At 40.4% G+C, this 14,846-nt stretch carries 18 protein-coding genes; 10 read left to right on the forward strand and 8 right to left on the reverse strand.

All coding sequences use genetic code 11. From position 1 onward, the window contains the following. Positions 1-2: 2 nt before the first annotated feature. Positions 3-617: a MarC family protein gene (locus tag BLQ18_RS11305; RefSeq protein WP_090297560.1), complete on the reverse strand. Its 615-nt coding sequence runs from the start codon at positions 615-617 to the stop codon at positions 3-5. A gap of 71 nt (positions 618-688) precedes the next feature. Further along, the gene (locus BLQ18_RS11310) at positions 689-1,063 is read right to left on the reverse strand and encodes a DoxX family protein (RefSeq protein ID WP_090297563.1); all 375 of its coding nucleotides are present in this window, start codon (positions 1,061-1,063) and stop codon (positions 689-691) included. Between the two features lie 123 nt (positions 1,064-1,186). Here BLQ18_RS11310 and BLQ18_RS11315 point away from each other — a divergent pair, with 123 nt between their 5' ends. Continuing rightward, on the forward strand, positions 1,187-2,368 hold the full coding sequence (locus tag BLQ18_RS11315) for a TlpA family protein disulfide reductase (protein ID WP_175443752.1): 1,182 nt from the start codon (positions 1,187-1,189) through the stop codon (positions 2,366-2,368). A 73-nt stretch (positions 2,369-2,441) separates the two neighbouring features. On the opposite strand, the gene BLQ18_RS11320 is transcribed toward BLQ18_RS11315, so the two are convergent. The 6 genes from BLQ18_RS11320 to BLQ18_RS11345 all read right to left on the reverse strand — a co-directional run bounded on the left by BLQ18_RS11320 (position 2,442) and on the right by BLQ18_RS11345 (position 7,060). Beyond that, positions 2,442-3,332: a DUF4382 domain-containing protein gene (locus BLQ18_RS11320; RefSeq protein ID WP_090295722.1), complete on the reverse strand. Its 891-nt coding sequence runs from the start codon at positions 3,330-3,332 to the stop codon at positions 2,442-2,444. A gap of 177 nt (positions 3,333-3,509) precedes the next feature. Beyond that, entirely contained in the window at positions 3,510-4,460 is a 951-nt protein-coding gene (locus tag BLQ18_RS11325) for a TolB family protein (RefSeq protein WP_090295725.1), read from the reverse strand. 72 nt (positions 4,461-4,532) lie between these two features. Beyond that, complete coding sequence (gene arsB, locus BLQ18_RS11330) at positions 4,533-5,591, reverse strand: ACR3 family arsenite efflux transporter (RefSeq protein ID WP_090295729.1); 1,059 nt, start codon at positions 5,589-5,591, stop codon at positions 4,533-4,535. A 1-nt stretch (position 5,592) separates the two neighbouring features. Beyond that, positions 5,593-6,207: an arsenate-mycothiol transferase ArsC gene (locus BLQ18_RS11335; RefSeq protein ID WP_090295733.1), complete on the reverse strand. Its 615-nt coding sequence runs from the start codon at positions 6,205-6,207 to the stop codon at positions 5,593-5,595. Positions 6,208-6,219: 12 nt separating this feature from the next. After that, positions 6,220-6,684, reverse strand: coding sequence for a DUF6428 family protein (locus BLQ18_RS11340; protein ID WP_090295736.1), 465 nt, complete (start codon positions 6,682-6,684; stop codon positions 6,220-6,222). A 46-nt stretch (positions 6,685-6,730) separates the two neighbouring features. Then, a complete protein-coding gene (locus BLQ18_RS11345) occupies positions 6,731-7,060 on the reverse strand; it encodes an ArsR/SmtB family transcription factor (RefSeq protein ID WP_090295741.1) in 330 nt (109 codons plus the stop codon). A gap of 151 nt (positions 7,061-7,211) precedes the next feature. Between BLQ18_RS11345 and BLQ18_RS11350 the strand changes: the two genes are divergently transcribed. The 9 genes from BLQ18_RS11350 to BLQ18_RS11390 are packed head-to-tail and all read left to right on the forward strand — an operon-like array spanning position 7,212 to position 14,846. Beyond that, positions 7,212-8,366, forward strand: coding sequence for a cysteine desulfurase family protein (locus tag BLQ18_RS11350; RefSeq protein WP_090295745.1), 1,155 nt, complete (start codon positions 7,212-7,214; stop codon positions 8,364-8,366). Further along, a complete protein-coding gene (locus BLQ18_RS11355) occupies positions 8,363-9,517 on the forward strand; it encodes an XdhC family protein (RefSeq protein ID WP_090295748.1) in 1,155 nt (384 codons plus the stop codon). Before BLQ18_RS11350 ends, BLQ18_RS11355 begins: the two co-directional genes overlap by 4 nt. Next, complete coding sequence (locus tag BLQ18_RS11360) at positions 9,514-10,119, forward strand: nucleotidyltransferase family protein (protein WP_090295752.1); 606 nt, start codon at positions 9,514-9,516, stop codon at positions 10,117-10,119. The genes BLQ18_RS11355 and BLQ18_RS11360 overlap by 4 nt, the downstream gene beginning before the upstream one ends. Beyond that, positions 10,116-10,352, forward strand: coding sequence for a MoaD/ThiS family protein (locus tag BLQ18_RS11365; protein WP_090295756.1), 237 nt, complete (start codon positions 10,116-10,118; stop codon positions 10,350-10,352). Before BLQ18_RS11360 ends, BLQ18_RS11365 begins: the two co-directional genes overlap by 4 nt. Further along, the gene (locus BLQ18_RS11370) at positions 10,349-11,362 is read left to right on the forward strand and encodes a HesA/MoeB/ThiF family protein (RefSeq protein WP_090295760.1); all 1,014 of its coding nucleotides are present in this window, start codon (positions 10,349-10,351) and stop codon (positions 11,360-11,362) included. Before BLQ18_RS11365 ends, BLQ18_RS11370 begins: the two co-directional genes overlap by 4 nt. Next, positions 11,355-11,798 carry a molybdenum cofactor biosynthesis protein MoaE gene (locus BLQ18_RS11375; protein WP_090295764.1) on the forward strand — a complete coding sequence of 148 codons (444 nt, stop codon included), beginning with the start codon at positions 11,355-11,357 and terminating at the stop codon, positions 11,796-11,798. The genes BLQ18_RS11370 and BLQ18_RS11375 overlap by 8 nt, the downstream gene beginning before the upstream one ends. Next, positions 11,799-12,695, forward strand: a complete 897-nt coding sequence (moaCB, locus tag BLQ18_RS11380) for a bifunctional molybdenum cofactor biosynthesis protein MoaC/MoaB (RefSeq protein ID WP_090295769.1) — start codon at positions 11,799-11,801, stop codon at positions 12,693-12,695. It begins immediately after the preceding gene. Continuing rightward, the gene (gene moaA / locus BLQ18_RS11385; RefSeq protein WP_090295773.1) at positions 12,688-13,680 is read left to right on the forward strand and encodes a GTP 3',8-cyclase MoaA; all 993 of its coding nucleotides are present in this window, start codon (positions 12,688-12,690) and stop codon (positions 13,678-13,680) included. Before moaCB ends, moaA begins: the two co-directional genes overlap by 8 nt. Further along, complete coding sequence (locus BLQ18_RS11390; protein ID WP_090295777.1) at positions 13,680-14,846, forward strand: molybdopterin molybdotransferase MoeA; 1,167 nt, start codon at positions 13,680-13,682, stop codon at positions 14,844-14,846. Before moaA ends, BLQ18_RS11390 begins: the two co-directional genes overlap by 1 nt.

Below are 14,846 nucleotides of genomic sequence, written 5' to 3' on the forward strand. Positions count from 1 at the left end.
GGTTATTTCAGCACCACGAAGAAATCCTTGAGACCACTTAAGATGCTTTGAACGGCATAAGCGGCCAAAATCAGCCCCATAACCTTACTAATAACGGTAATACCATATTCTCCGATACGCTTTTGTACCAAATTGGCTGCAAGTAGAATAGACATGGTTATAAGAACCACCACCAAAACCAGAACTGTAGTTAACGCTTGTTGTTCCAAAGAGTAAATATGGTTGTCTGTTAAGAGCACTACCGCCATAATGGCCCCTGGGGATGCAATGGAAGGAATTGCAACAGGAAATATGGTGACGTGTTTGTAATCTGTGATGGATTGTTTTTCCGATCCAGGCTTGCCCTCACCAAAAATCATGGTCAATGCGAATAGGAACAGAATAACCCCGCCAGAAATCTGAAAGGCATCCAAGGTTACATCCATCCCTTCCAAAATAACCTGACCTACCAATATAAAGAACAATAAAATCGTAAAAGCAACCAATGATGCTCTTACAGCTACTTTTTTCTTATGTCTGTTATCGAGTTGTTTTGTGGCTTCCAAATAAACAGGTACCGAACCCAAAGGGTCAATTACAGCTATAAGGAATAAGATTTTGGTGAGGATCTCTGCAATCATAGGCCATTGGGGTTTGAAACAAAAATAAGTCAAACCGCACTTTTAATGCTTGAGACCGTAAAATAGTTTTAAAAGGGAATTTTGTTTTTATTCAACCAAACCAAAGCCATACATGCTAGTAAAGTGACAACCGCCAAGATGAACAATGTACCTCCATCATTTTGCACTACAATGCCCAATTTAAATAGATGGGAAGCTATGGCGCCACCCATGATCCCAACTCCCATTAAGGCACCCAGCCAAGTTGTTTTAGGAACTAGAATTAAAATCGCAATAATCAATTCTGCAATTCCCAATCCAATTCGACCATAAGGTTCCAAGCCCAAGGTTTCAAAAATATAAACAGATTCTGGTGCCGCTGAGAATTTATAAAAGAGGGTTTGCAATAAAATTATTGCAGGAATCAGTCTTAGGATGAAATGGAGAATTGATTTTGTTTTCATAATTGATGGTTTTGGCTTGTTGTTGGAGTTGGTCGCAATTTTTGAATCCACATAACGGCGCAGTGTTAAATGTTTTGAATTTGATCGTGTCCAAACAAGGCCATTATGAGTAATTTTGTGTTTATGAAGATACTTTTAAGAGGATGTCTGTTGTTATTGGCAGTGCTGCAATCCTGTAGTGAAGCTCCATGGTTATCGGGGCATATTCAAATTGATAAGGAAGGGGAGTGGAAACCTATGTTGTATGTGGTTAAACCCTTAAAACTTTCCGAAGTAGGGCAAAGTTTTGTGGCTCAGGTTTTGGATTCTGCCGAAGTGGATGCTGATGGAAATTTTGAATTTGAAAGTACCTTACCTTACCTTGAACCTACCTTACTTCAGTTGGTCATTCAAAAACAAGGAGAAAAATATCCCAATAAATTATCGAATGAGAATCCTGAAACGGACAACTATGTACCATTAATATATGAACCAGGAATTGCCATTGTTTTAAATACCGAAGATTCAAAGTTTCAAGGAAGTTTCGCCTTGGAAAATCCATCTGAACTAAACAAGGCACTAATGGACTTGAGGGATATTCGTTTGGAGGGCTATGCTCAATTGCAATCCAAGTTGAAAACCCTATCTGGTGATAAAAATTTATTGGAGCGGGAAAAAGCAGTTCATAATTATCAAACCAAAATCATGGAATTCGCAAATATCACGGATGATGTATTGCCATCTTTGATGGCTTTTCGATGGGTAAATGATTCAGGGGATTATGAGCACATCCCTGAATTTGTAACTGAACTGGCCGAAAAATGGAATGCTACCGATTCAGAAAATGTATGGGTGCAAGAATTGAACACGATGGCAGAAAAAAGTAATCTTCCCATCCTAATAGGAGATAAAGCACCTGAACTACTCTTTCCCATGCAAAATGGTTCACAATTGTCATTAGCGGACTTGTTGAAGGAAAATAAGCTAGTGCTTTTGGATGCATGGGCTTCGTGGTGTGCTCCGTGCAGGGTGGAAAATAGAAATGTTTTGGTGCCCCTTTGGGAAAACTACCATAACAAAGGATTTCAGATTATGGCGTATGGCTTGGAAAGTAGTGAACAAGCTTGGGAAAATGCCATAGAACGTGATGGCGCCCATCGTTGGCTAAACGCATCGCATTTAACTGGAGATCAGAACGCGTTTATGGATGCACTTCGAATAAGAACCATACCAGCTAACTTTCTTTTGGATAAAAATGGTAAAGTGTTGGCCAAAAATCTTCATGGAGCGGAGCTGACTCAATTTGTACAGGAGTACTTCAAATAATAATAAATGATCAAAAACAAAAAAAGCAGGAAATTGCCCTGCTTTTTTCATATAGTAAATAAATACGGAAGGCTTAATTGCCTGTTTCCGTCGTTGTTTCTTCTTCAGGTTCAGCTTCCAATACAAAATCCTGTGTAGTGATGTTGGCGACATCAATTTGAACATCCAAGGTGTCGCTGGAAATATAACCATCAATTTCGGCCAATACTTCATACATACCAGCTTCTAAGCCCATAATGGCATAGTTGCCATCAACATCGGTAAAAGAAGTTGTGTTCAATGTATCTGCCGCAAACACAGAAATCAAAGTACCTTCCAAAGGCGTGGATACCTCTTCTACCAAAGTAGAAACATTTCCAGCTAAAGTTCCAGCAGTTGATGCATTGGTTGCTTTGATAACGGGTTTAAAGTTAAAGCCATTGATTCCAGCAGGAGTATCGAAACTACCTTTTGCTACAAATGAACTGCTTACATCAAAATCCAATAAAAGATCGGTAGAAAGTCCGCTAGTAACAGTAATACCTGGCTCAACGAACACTTTGATACCGCTTGAACTTCCACTTGGCACCTTTAAATCGAATACAGTTTCGTCGGTCAAAACAACATTCACACCTGTTACATAAACTCTTATAAGGTCATAAGTGCCAGCAGGTACTTCAATATTGGCTAATTGCTCAGTAACACCATTGGTCAATTCCAAAAGGTTCATTTCAATTTCCTCTTCCATTAGAGTGATGTATGGAGAGCTGCTATCGTCTGCATTGTCATCTTGAACCTGACGTGCTTCAATTTTAAAGACAGTGACATTGGCTTCGGCCATAAGGTCGTATGGATAGGGTTTGTCCGTCATTCTAACTGACAAGGTGCCCATTCCATCAGAGCTGCCACTTCCTTTATCATCGGAACAGCTAGTTATTACGATACCAAAAGCCATTAAAATTCCATAAAAAATCTTTGTTCTCATCGTATGGGGTTTTAGTAAAAACAGGGCATAGGTATCCCCGTCTTGATTTTATATATTCTGAACATGCAATTTTGTAAAAACCCTACCCAAAAAAGGAAAAAACACTATTTTCTCGATGAAATACAGTTTTTTTTAAGGAAATATCCAATAATTTGGTTTTTATCGAAGAAATGACTTTTAATTTTTATAAATAAAATTGGGAGCTTGTTGGTAAACGAAGGTGTCGTCGGTTAAAACTTTTAATTCTTTGGTTTCCCAATTCATCAATCCAATGTGAAATTGCGTCTGGTCATTATCGAACAATTCAATGGCCAACCATTTGCCATCAGGGCTCCAATCGTGCCACCCTTCGTTTTGGGTGTTTTCGGTCAATTTCCAATGTTTGCTTCCATCCAAGCTTACAGCGTACAAACTATATTTTCCATTTCGAATACTTTGGTAAGTAACATAGTTTTCGGTGGGGTGTAATCGTGGCGCACCTGCTTTATAACCGTATTTTGAAGCTTGGGTTTCTTCTTCGGGATATTGTGTGAGTTGCTTTAAGTTGTTCCCATCTACATCAATTATATAGAGTTCTTCATTGAATCCATCCATATTTTTATTGACGGTACTTCCACCCCTAAAAACTATTTGCTCACCATCATTTACAAACAAAGGGTCAGCTGCATATGGAAGTCCAGTGTCCAATCTGTGAATAACAGTTCCATTACTACTATCCAGGACATAAAAAGTAGATTCGTTGAACAGTTTTGGTTTAACAATAAGCTCCTTGCCATCATTTCTAGTGCTCATCCAACTATCGGCCAACTGCAAGTCCGATACTTTTTGAACGTTTTCACCATTAAAGTCACTTTTGTAGAGGAAAAAACAGCGCTTGCAAGCATCCCTATCAGAAACAAAATATAGCGTGTTCCCGTAAGAATAATACGTCCATTCAACATTATAGAGGTCAGTAATATTTCGTTGGTTGGTTCCATCGAGATTCATGGAATACACCTCGTAATTTTCAATGTCGAGGTCACGAAGTACATTATATACCAATCCTAATTCATGTTCAGAAGCGTCCTTATCAGATTTGCAGGACAGGAGTAATGCTAAAAGTCCAAGAATAGTAATTCCTTTAACCATGATAATTTTAGTTTGTTTAAAATTTTTGCGCGGTTGAAGTTACTAAACTCTTCGATTTTTTAAAATGATAATTTATCTCTGAACTTCTACTTTATTAGAGGTGAAATATTTTTTACGTAGCCAGAATGAAACTTTAACCAATAGAATAAGCGCAGGAACTTCAACCAACGGCCCAATAACCCCAGCAAAGGCTTGACCTGAATTCAAACCAAAAACGGCAATGGCAACGGCAATGGCCAATTCAAAGTTGTTTCCTGCGGCCGTGAATGCCACAGAAGCAGTTTTGTCATATTCTGCACCCATTGCTTTGGCGGTAAAAAATCCGATGATGAACATTAAAGCAAAATACACGAGTAAGGGAATGGCGATGATCAATACATCCATAGGTATTTCCACGATCAATTCACCTTTCAAGGAAAACATGATGATTATGGTAAACAAAAGTGCTATCAAGGTAATAGGCGAAATGGTAGGGATAAATTTTTCCTTGTACCAATCCTCTCCTTTTAGTTTCACCAAAATTTGTCGGCTGAGTATTCCCATTAAAAATGGGATACCAAGATAAATAGCCACACTTTCAGCTATGGTTCCAATAGAAATATCTACAATGGCTCCTTCAAATCCAAAATAGGGCGGAAGTAAGGTAATAAACAACCAGGCGTAAAAACTATAGGCGAAAACCTGAAAAATACTATTTAAAGCAACTAAGCCAGCACCATATTCGCTGCTTCCTTCGGCTAAATCGTTCCAGACCAATACCATGGCAATGCAACGGGCCAATCCAATTAAAATTAAGCCTACCATATATTCTGGGTAATCCCGAAGAAACAGTATCGCAAGAATGAACATTAAAATGGGCCCCACAATCCAGTTCAACACAAGTGAAATGGTCAAAATTTTGGTGTTTTTAAACACTTTGAGTAGTAGAGCATATTTCACCTTAGCCAATGGAGGGTACATCATTAAAATTAACCCAATGGCAATCGGGATATTGGTGGTGCCGCTGCTAAATGAATTCACGAAGTCGGGAAAACTTGGGGAAAAGTATCCGATACTGACTCCCATAGCCATTGCCACAAAAATCCAAAGTGTCAGGTTTTTATCTAAAAAACTTAATTTCTTCTGGGCCATTTTAATTTATTTGGGAAAAGACATAAAACATTTCGGCAGCAATTTGTTGGCTACGCTCACTGTATTTTTCAGCTTGTTGAGGTGAGTTGTCAAAAGCTTTTGGGTCTTCGTAAGTGATAGGGATTCGTTTTTCGGCCCCAGGAACAAAAGGACAACCCTCGTCAGCTTGTGAGCAGGTCATGATGGCGGCGAAATCTGATTTTGGGTTGAAATCATCATCCATTCGTTTGGAAAAACAGATCACAGGATGTTCATTTTCCGAAAACTTGATGCCGTATATAGGATTTTTACCCTCGGACAGTGTATTCACCTCGAAACCTGTGTTGGCCAAAGTCGAAGCCACCATGGGAAATAGGGCAGTAGCTTCCGTGCCTCCAGAATAGCAGCTCACATTTTTAATCCCAAAATAATGTGCCATCGTCTGTGCCCAAATCTGGGATAAATGGCTTCGTCTGGAGTTGTGGGTACAGATAAAATTGAGTCGAATCGACTCTTTTTTATCCATCTTATCCTGAATGTACTCCACAAGTGGAGCTAGAGTTTGTTTTCTATCCTCGGAAATGGATTGTGCATCCAGATTTGAAATAAAATCGTTCAACACTGCGTAATGTGACATAAATTTTGAGTTTTAGCAACAACCGCTTCCTGGAACACATCCAGAATTTTGAAGCTCGGAAAGTTTCACTTTAGGTTTTTCAGCTGGGACCCCACATTTATCCCTTGCCAAGCAATCTGTTTCTTTGGAGGTAAGTAAGAAGTTTTTACCGTCAAAATCCAGTGCAAATTTCTCAATGGTCTGCCCTTGGTATTCTACTTCGACTTCCAAGTCTCCTATTCCTAACGTTTTTTGGGACAATTCGATAATGTGGACCAATTTTTCTGGATGAAGCCTATGGTCGTAATCGTCCGCGTTCCAAAGTTGAAAGTTGACTACTTCCTCATTGCGAACAGTGCCTCCACAATCGATAAAGTGCTTGGTAATTTTTCCAACTTCGGTTACATGAAAATGGTTGGGGACCAAATCCCCGTTTGGCAATTGGAACGCGATGGTGTCCAATTGGGCCAATGTTGATTTAACTTCTTCTAATTTCATGATTTTATATTTATTGTAATATTGCGATTAATAAGTTTAAATTTTTTTAGCAGCAATCCTTATTTAAAAGGTCTTGATCTAAGAACTCTGACATTACCAATTTCATTTTTTTCCAATTATCGGCATCAATGCAGTAGCAAACACTGGTACCCTCAACGTTGCCTTTGATCAACCCCAAGAGCTTTAACTCTTTTAAATGTTGAGAGATGGTTGGTTGTGCCAAGCCGATTTCATCCACTAAATCTCCGCAAACACAAGCATTCAACTTAAATAAATACTGAAGAATGGCAACGCGAGCTGGGTGTCCAAACACCTTTGCGTATTGGGCAATCTCATTTTGTTTATCAGTAAATATTTCAGTTTTGGCTAAGCCCATAGTTTTATTTGTTCATTGCAATATTACGATTAATGGATTTATCACCAAAGTTTTTGTTGGATTTATTTCTTAATGGTTTGAAAAACATAGTTGAATACTAGTTCATTCTTATTAAATTGCGTTATGCACACTAAAACATAACGATTGTAATTTGTCCCTGACAGAAAAAATATATCTGGATTACAACGCTACCACTCCTACTGACCCAAGGGTGGTAGAGGCCATGCTACCGTATTTTACCCAAAATTTCGGCAATGCTAGCAGTGACCATTCTTTTGGTTGGCATGCTGAAGATGCGGTGGAAACAGCAAGAGAACAGGTGGCCAAGTTGGTCAATTGTAGGCCAAATGAAATCACTTTTACTTCGGGAGCTACAGAGGCCGCCAACTTGGTTTTATTCGGATTTTGTAAAAGAAATAGGGATAAAGGAAACCACATTATTTCCTGTAAAGCGGAGCATAAAGCTGTGCTTGAAACCTTGGAAGCCTTGGAGTCCAAAGGTTTTGAAGTCACCTATTTGGATGTAGACAAACAGGGGAATATTGATTTAAATGTATTGAAGGACACAATAAAACCATCCACTATTTTGGTTTCCCTGATGTTGGCCAACAACGAAACAGGAATCATTCACCCCTTAAAATCCATAACTGAAATTTCCCATTCCAAAAATGTTCCTGTGATGTCTGACATTACGCAGGCCGTGGGGAAAATTCCAGTCGATTTACAAGATTTAGGATTGGATATCGCCATTTTTTCATCTCATAAACTCTATGGCCCTAAAGGGGTTGGCGCACTTTATTTAAATAAGAGCAAAAATATTTCCATTAATAAACATCTTTTCGGGGGAAGCCATGAAAAGGGTGTCCGACCAGGAACTTTGAACGTGCCTGGGATAGTTGGTTTTGGTACAGCATGTAAAATAGCGCAGCAAGTCCTGGAGGAAAACCAACATAAACTTAAAACCCTTCAAATCCAATTGGAGGAAAAGCTTTTGGAAATAGACGGGGCAACAATTAATGGCCAAAATGAAAATCGTTTGCCCAATACCACCAATGTATCTTTCAAAGAGGTGGATGGCACTAAACTGCTTCGTTATTTGAACACCTTGGCTGTTTCTCGAGGTTCCGCGTGTACGGCAAATCAGGTGAATCCATCCCATGTTTTAAATGCAATGGGAGTTGAAGATGAGCTTGCGTTGGCAAGTTTACGCATCAGCACGGGGCGAAATACAACTTCTGAGGACATAGCAAATGCAGTTTCCCAAATTAGAAAAGCTGTCAACCAACTAAAAACGATTACGGTATGAGGGAGTTGGATGTCATCATAGCGCAATATCAAGAGTTGAAAACTCAGGGCATTCGCTGTGTTTTGGCCACGGTTGTCCATGTTGATGGATCATCCTACCGCCGAGCAGGTGCTCGCATGTTGGTGGATGAATTTGGAAATATCATTGGAGCTATTAGCGGAGGTTGTCTGGAGGGTGATGCCCTCAGAAAGGCTCTTTTTGCGTTGGACCGACAGGAAAACAAGCTTGTCACTTACGACACCAGTGATGAGGATGATGCGGTAATAGGCGCACAATTGGGTTGCAATGGTATAATTCAGGTGATGTTCGAACCCATTGATTATTCCGATGAAAATAATTCCTGCGAACTTTTAAAAGTTGTTGCCCAACAGGAAGTTCCAATGGCCGTTTCAGTAGTTTTTGACTTGGACAAATCCCAACAGCAAATAGGAACCTGTTTGGTCTCGTATGAAGATCAAGCTCTTTTGGGTGGGCAAATACCCAATGAATTGCAACAAGCCTTACTTTATAAGGGTAGGGAAGCCATTAATGATGGCAGTTCTTGTTTTGCGGAGTTAACAACTGAAGAAAAAACCTATTTTGCCTTTATACAGTTGCATCAACCTCCTGTAAAATTGGTTTTGGTAGGAGCAGGGAACGATGCCCAGGTTTTGGCCCAACAAGCCGAATTGCTGGGTTGGAAGGTAACCGTGACCGATGGCAGACCAACTCACGCCAACAAAGAACGTTTTGTGGGGTCGTGTCAAGTAATCGTGACCAAGCCAGAGGAAACCCTAAAAAACATCAATATGAATCAGCGGACCTGTTTTGTGTTGATGAGTCATAATTATAATTATGATCTAGCGGTGCTTAAGTTACTGCTTGGGAATCATGAGATACCCTACATCGGTATTTTAGGGCCTTTGAAAAAATATGAACGTATGCTCAATGAGCTTGCGGATGATGGTATTGAGGTTTCAAAAGACGATCTGGCCAAAATCCATGCACCTGTCGGATTGGAAATAGGTGCAGAGACCCCTGCCGAAATTGGATTGTCGATTTTAGCTGAAATCCAAAGCGTGTTGACCAACAATGAAGCTCGACCTTTGAAGCAAAAAACCGAGCCGATTCACGATATAGATCAGAACCAATTTCAAAAAATAACACTATGAGTTCAGAAGAAAACATAGCGGTGATTGTTTTGGCAGCAGGTGGCTCCACCCGTTTGGGACGTCCTAAGCAGTTGGTTGAATTCAAAGGGGAAACACTTTTGGAGCACACGATGCATGAAGTAGATGGGTTGGGTTTCCAGACCAAGATTTTGGTTTTGGGGTCTAAAAATGAAGAAATTCAGAGTAGAATCGACCCCAAAAGCTTTAAAATGGTCGTTAACATGGATTGGGAGCAGGGAATGGCATCAAGCATCAAGGTTGGACTGGAAGCTGCGATTACGGAAGAAAATGGATTGAACCATGTATTGTTTCTTGTATCCGATCAACCCTTTTTGGAACGCGCGAACTTAATCAAACTGGTAAATACGCAATTGACCAAGAACCCAAAAGCAACCTATTCCCAATATGGAGAAAATATTGGAGTACCAGCCATTTTTGATAAGGCAGTATTTCCGCTTTTATTGAATTTGAAAGGAGACGAAGGAGCCAAAAAGCTGATACACTTGGAAGATTTCAAATATTGCACGGAAGTCTTTAAAAAAGGTGGGTTTGATGTTGATACCGAAGAAGATGTACAGCAACTAAAGCAAATGGAAGTATGACAGTGACCATAAAATATTTTGGTTTGGTGGCCGAAGCAGCCGAAAAGTTTGAAGAGGTTATGGAACTTCACGGAGCGATTACTGCCTCGGAACTAAAAACGCAATGCTTGAATGGTTTGGCCATTGCGGACAAGGATTCCGTGCAGATTGCGGTAAACCAAAATTTGGATGATACAATAACCCTTAAAGATGGGGACGAAGTGGCCTTATTGCCACCATTCGCAGGAGGATGAGCAGATACGACAGACAAATAAAACTCACGGACGTTGGCCCTGATGGTCAAGCAAAACTTCGCAATGCCAAAGTGTTGATAGTTGGTGTTGGGGGACTGGGCTGTCCTGCTGCCATGTATTTGGCAGGGGCAGGAGTCGGTAAAATTGGCTTGATGGATCATGATAAGGTCGATATGTCCAATTTGCATCGACAAGTGCTGTTTCAAGAAACGGATGTGGGGAGGCCAAAAGCCGTTGTTGCCAAGGAACGATTGGAAAAACAAAACAGTGATGTAGCGTTTGAGGTGTACGAAGAGCCATTGACTATTGAAAACGCCGAAAACATCATCAAACAATACGATATAGTTTTGGATGGCACTGACAATTTTGAAACCAAGTACCTGATCAACGATGCTTGCATATTGACTGACAAACCTTGGGTTTTTGCCTCAATTTATAAAAATGAGGGGCAATTATCAGTCTTTAATTATAAAAATGGGCCTACCTACCGTTGTGTGTTTCCGAAAAGTACACGACAGAACATCAGTTGTGAGGCCACGGGAGTATTGGGCGTATTACCTGGCATTTTGGGAACGCTTCAAGCGGCAGAAGTACTTAAAATTATTTTGGGTGCTGGTGAGGTATTGACGGGTAAGCTAAAGCTTATCAACATGATGCAAGGCAGCGAGCAGACCATCAACATAAACAAGCGCCCCGAAGAAATTGAAAAAATACGCAAGCATGGGATAGCTCCCGTTTATATTGATTGTGATTTAAAAAATAAAGAACAATGGTATCTCGATGTGCGTGAAGTGTTCGAACAACCCAAGCCGAAAGGCAAAAAAGTGTTGAGTATTCCCATGGGCGATTTAACATCACGATACCAAGAAATACCGAACAATCAAGAGGTTTTTGTGTTCTGCCAGTCTGGAAAACGAAGCAAGAATGCAATTGAAATCCTTAAAAATGAATTTGGCTTCCACAACTTAAAAAATGTGGAGGGCGGCATAGAAACAATTATTGATGGATAAAAGGAAACCTAAAAAGGTGTTCATACAAGGAGCGATTCCTCCTGAAAAAATAGCGACTTCGGTGGCCAACCACCAAAGCAAGTCTAATATTGGCGCCCACAGTATTTTTTTGGGACAGATCAGGGCTGACGAAGTGGACGGAAAAACCGTGACCGCTATCGATTACACGGCCTATGAAGAAATGGCGGAAAATGTGTTCCACCAAATTCGCGAAGCCACATTTGCCAAGTTCGATATTACCTGTGCCCATGTGTACCATAGTTTGGGCAAGGTAAACGTTGGGGAGTTGTGTCTTTTTGTGTTCACCTCATCGGCACACCGAAAGATAGCCATAGAGGCCACCAACTTTTTGGTTGAGGAAATCAAGGCCAAAGTCCCTGTGTTCGGCAAAGAAATTTTTGAGGACGAAACCCATCAATGGAAAGTAAACAAGTAAATGGTAGATATAACTCATAAAGTGACCACTTTGCGGGAAGCCACCGCTGAAGCCATCGTAAAAACGAGTAGTCAGGCTACAATTGATGCTATACAAAACAATGAAGTTCCTAAAGGAAATGTGTTTGAAATGGCTAAGGCAGCTGGTTTGTTGGGCGTTAAAAAAACGCCAGACCTATTGCCTGATTGTCATCCGTTGCCCATCGAATATACTGGCATTGAATACACTATAAATGGATTGGACATTACCATTTCCATGACGGTTAAGACCATTTACAAAACTGGGGTAGAGGTGGAGGCAATGCACGGCGCAAGCGTCGTGGCTCTAACCATGTACGATATGCTAAAGCCGATTGACAAAAATGTCGAGATTGGCACCATACATTTAAAATCGAAAAAAGGAGGGAAATCCTCTTATAAAATCAATTCAGAAGGGTTGACTGCTGATGTGGTTGTCTGTTCCGATACCATTTCCAAAGGAAAAGGGGAGGATAGAGCAGGAGAAGCTATTATGGAAAAGCTGGAGGCATTTGGAGTAACATCCCAAAAAAGCATCATTCCCGATGAGGCTGAGGAAATCATCAAAAAAGTGGAAAACACGACTGCAGACCTGATGATTTTTACGGGAGGAACGGGCGTGGGGCCACGAGACGTCACCCCACAGACCTTGGAGCCCTTGTTGGACATCAAACTAAAAGGAGTAGAAGAACAAATGCGAAACTACGGGCAAAATCGAATGCCCTATGCGATGTTCTCGCGTTCCATCGCGGGCATCAAAGATGGTAAATTGATATTGGCATTGCCAGGCTCCACAAAAGGAGCATCGGAATCCATGGATGCGATTTTCCCACACGTATTGCACGCATTTAAAGTGATTGAAGGAAAAAGACATGATTGATTATAAACCACAAATAATAGACAATTTCGGTAGGCCACATACTTATCTCCGAATTTCATTGACGGATCGGTGCAATCTTCGATGCTTTTACTGCATGCCCGAAGAAGGTATTGAGTTGATGGAAAAGCCAAGTATCATGACCTTGGAAGAAATCATAGAGATGACACGAACATTTCGTGATTTGGGTGTGGATACGGTTCGGCTGACAGGTGGCGAACCTTTGGTTCGGAAGAATTTTGGCTTTTTGGTAGAAGAGTTGGCTAAATTGGGTGTGACCCTAAAATTGACCACCAACGGAATTGTTCTTGACAAATATTTAGAGCTGTTTGATAAAATTGGTTTGCGCAAAATCAATTTTAGTTTGGACACATTGGATAAGGCAAAATCTATTTTCATTACCAAGCGGGACTATTACGAGCGCATTATGAGAAATCTCGAAATGGCGCTCGATTTGGACATGCAAATCAAACTAAATGTTGTATTGATCAAAGGTGTTAACGAAAATGAGATCAACGATTTTATTGCATTGACCCAACATAAAGATTTAAGCATCAAATTTATCGAGTTTATGCCGTTCAAGGGCAATAAATGGGATTGGAGCAAAGGGGTTTCCAAAGAAGAAATCTTGCAAACAATTGGAGATAAGTATGGAGAAATAGAGGCCTTGAACAATCCCAAGCACAGTACCTCCACCAATTTTAAAGTAAAAGACCACAAGGGTAGTTTTGGTATTGTGAGCACCATCACTAATCCGTTTTGTGATGATTGTAACCGTATTCGTTTGACCGCAGATGGCAATATGAAAAATTGTCTTTTCGCTACCTCCGAAACTGATTTGTTGACCCCACTTCGCAACGGAGAACAGATTAATAATACAATTTTGGAGGCTATTAAATCCAAAAAACATTCGCGTGATGGTATGGAGTTGAAAATGGACGCCGAACACTACGAACAAAACCGTTCAATGATTTCAATAGGAGGCTAATGGTTACTATACAAGAAGCACTTCGAATCATTCAGGATCAAAAAATCAGTTTAAAAAGTGAATTGAAACCTTTGGAGGAGGCTCTTGGCTTTGCCTTGGAAACCGAAACCATAGCTCCTTTTGATGTGCCTGAGTTTGATAATTCAGCCATGGACGGTTATGCCTTGTGCGGACTGTTTCAAGAATACCAATTGGTAGGGGAGGTGGCTGCTGGAGATTCCAAGGAAATTGAATTGAAAGATGGCGAGGCTGTTCGAATTTTCACAGGAGCAAAAGTCCCTGAGAAAGCTACAGCTGTCATGATGCAGGAGAAAACTTCGGTTAAGGAAAGCACGCTTTATCTGGATGAAATGCCCAGAGTTGGACAAAATATTCGGAAAAAGGGAGGTCAATTGACTGAGGGGCAAACTGTGTTTGAAAAAGGTCATTTATTAAATCCACCATCCTTGTCCCTAATGGGCAGTTTAGGATTGGAGGCTTTAGAGGTCATATCAAAACCAAAAATCAATATCATCACAACTGGAAATGAGCTCGTAAAACCAGGTCAGCCTAAAACAGTGGGGCAGATTTACGAATCCAATAGCTTTGCGATTTCTGGAGCGTTGCAGCAATTCGGTTTTCAATACCATCAAAAAACACAAATAAAAGATGATTTTGACGCCACAAAAGTTGGAATCAAAAGGGCTTTGGAGTCATGTGATGTACTCATTATCTCTGGTGGAATTTCAGTCGGGGATTACGATTTTGTAAAACAATCCCTTGAGGAAAATGGGGTCAATGAATTGTTTTATAAGGTGTTTCAAAAACCAGGTAAACCATTGTATTTTGGTCGCAAGGAGAATCAATTTGTGTTTGCACTCCCAGGAAACCCCGCATCTTCATTGACTTGTTTTTATGTATACGTACTTCCCTTGTTACATCGATTGTCTGGATATGAAAAGAACGGTTTAACAACTTATCAATTTCCGATAAAGCATCCCTTTAAAAACACATTTGGACGTCCATCCTTTTTAAAAGCTGCTGTTATTGACGGAAATGTTGAGATTTTGGATGGACAAGGCTCATCAATGATTCGATCAATGGCAAAAGGGAACGCACTCGCTTTTGTGGACGATGGCGAAACATTGAATGACGGGGATATGGTGAGGTGCAAATTAATATCCTAA

This window comes from Flagellimonas zhangzhouensis (assembly GCF_900102925.1).
GTDB lineage: Bacteria > Bacteroidota > Bacteroidia > Flavobacteriales > Flavobacteriaceae > Flagellimonas > Flagellimonas zhangzhouensis.

Excerpts from the sequence above, each read along its gene's own strand:
- BLQ18_RS11310 (WP_090297563.1), bottom strand. The coding sequence starts at position 1,063 with ATGAAAACAAAATCAATTCTCCATTTCATCCTAAGACTGATTCCTGCA.
- BLQ18_RS11315 (WP_175443752.1), top strand. The coding sequence starts at position 1,187 with ATGAAGATACTTTTAAGAGGATGTCTGTTGTTATTGGCAGTGCTGCAA.
- BLQ18_RS11320 (WP_090295722.1), bottom strand. The coding sequence starts at position 3,332 with ATGAGAACAAAGATTTTTTATGGAATTTTAATGGCTTTTGGTATCGTA.
- BLQ18_RS11325 (WP_090295725.1), bottom strand. The coding sequence starts at position 4,460 with ATGGTTAAAGGAATTACTATTCTTGGACTTTTAGCATTACTCCTGTCC.
- arsB (WP_090295729.1), bottom strand. The coding sequence starts at position 5,591 with ATGGCCCAGAAGAAATTAAGTTTTTTAGATAAAAACCTGACACTTTGG.
- BLQ18_RS11335 (WP_090295733.1), bottom strand. The coding sequence starts at position 6,207 with ATGTCACATTACGCAGTGTTGAACGATTTTATTTCAAATCTGGATGCA.
- BLQ18_RS11340 (WP_090295736.1), bottom strand. The coding sequence starts at position 6,684 with ATGAAATTAGAAGAAGTTAAATCAACATTGGCCCAATTGGACACCATC.
- BLQ18_RS11345 (WP_090295741.1), bottom strand. The coding sequence starts at position 7,060 with ATGGGCTTAGCCAAAACTGAAATATTTACTGATAAACAAAATGAGATT.
- BLQ18_RS11355 (WP_090295748.1), top strand. The coding sequence starts at position 8,363 with ATGAGGGAGTTGGATGTCATCATAGCGCAATATCAAGAGTTGAAAACT.
- BLQ18_RS11360 (WP_090295752.1), top strand. The coding sequence starts at position 9,514 with ATGAGTTCAGAAGAAAACATAGCGGTGATTGTTTTGGCAGCAGGTGGC.
- BLQ18_RS11365 (WP_090295756.1), top strand. The coding sequence starts at position 10,116 with ATGACAGTGACCATAAAATATTTTGGTTTGGTGGCCGAAGCAGCCGAA.
- BLQ18_RS11370 (WP_090295760.1), top strand. The coding sequence starts at position 10,349 with ATGAGCAGATACGACAGACAAATAAAACTCACGGACGTTGGCCCTGAT.
- BLQ18_RS11375 (WP_090295764.1), top strand. The coding sequence starts at position 11,355 with ATGGATAAAAGGAAACCTAAAAAGGTGTTCATACAAGGAGCGATTCCT.
- moaCB (WP_090295769.1), top strand. The coding sequence starts at position 11,799 with ATGGTAGATATAACTCATAAAGTGACCACTTTGCGGGAAGCCACCGCT.
- moaA (WP_090295773.1), top strand. The coding sequence starts at position 12,688 with ATGATTGATTATAAACCACAAATAATAGACAATTTCGGTAGGCCACAT.
- BLQ18_RS11390 (WP_090295777.1), top strand. The coding sequence starts at position 13,680 with ATGGTTACTATACAAGAAGCACTTCGAATCATTCAGGATCAAAAAATC.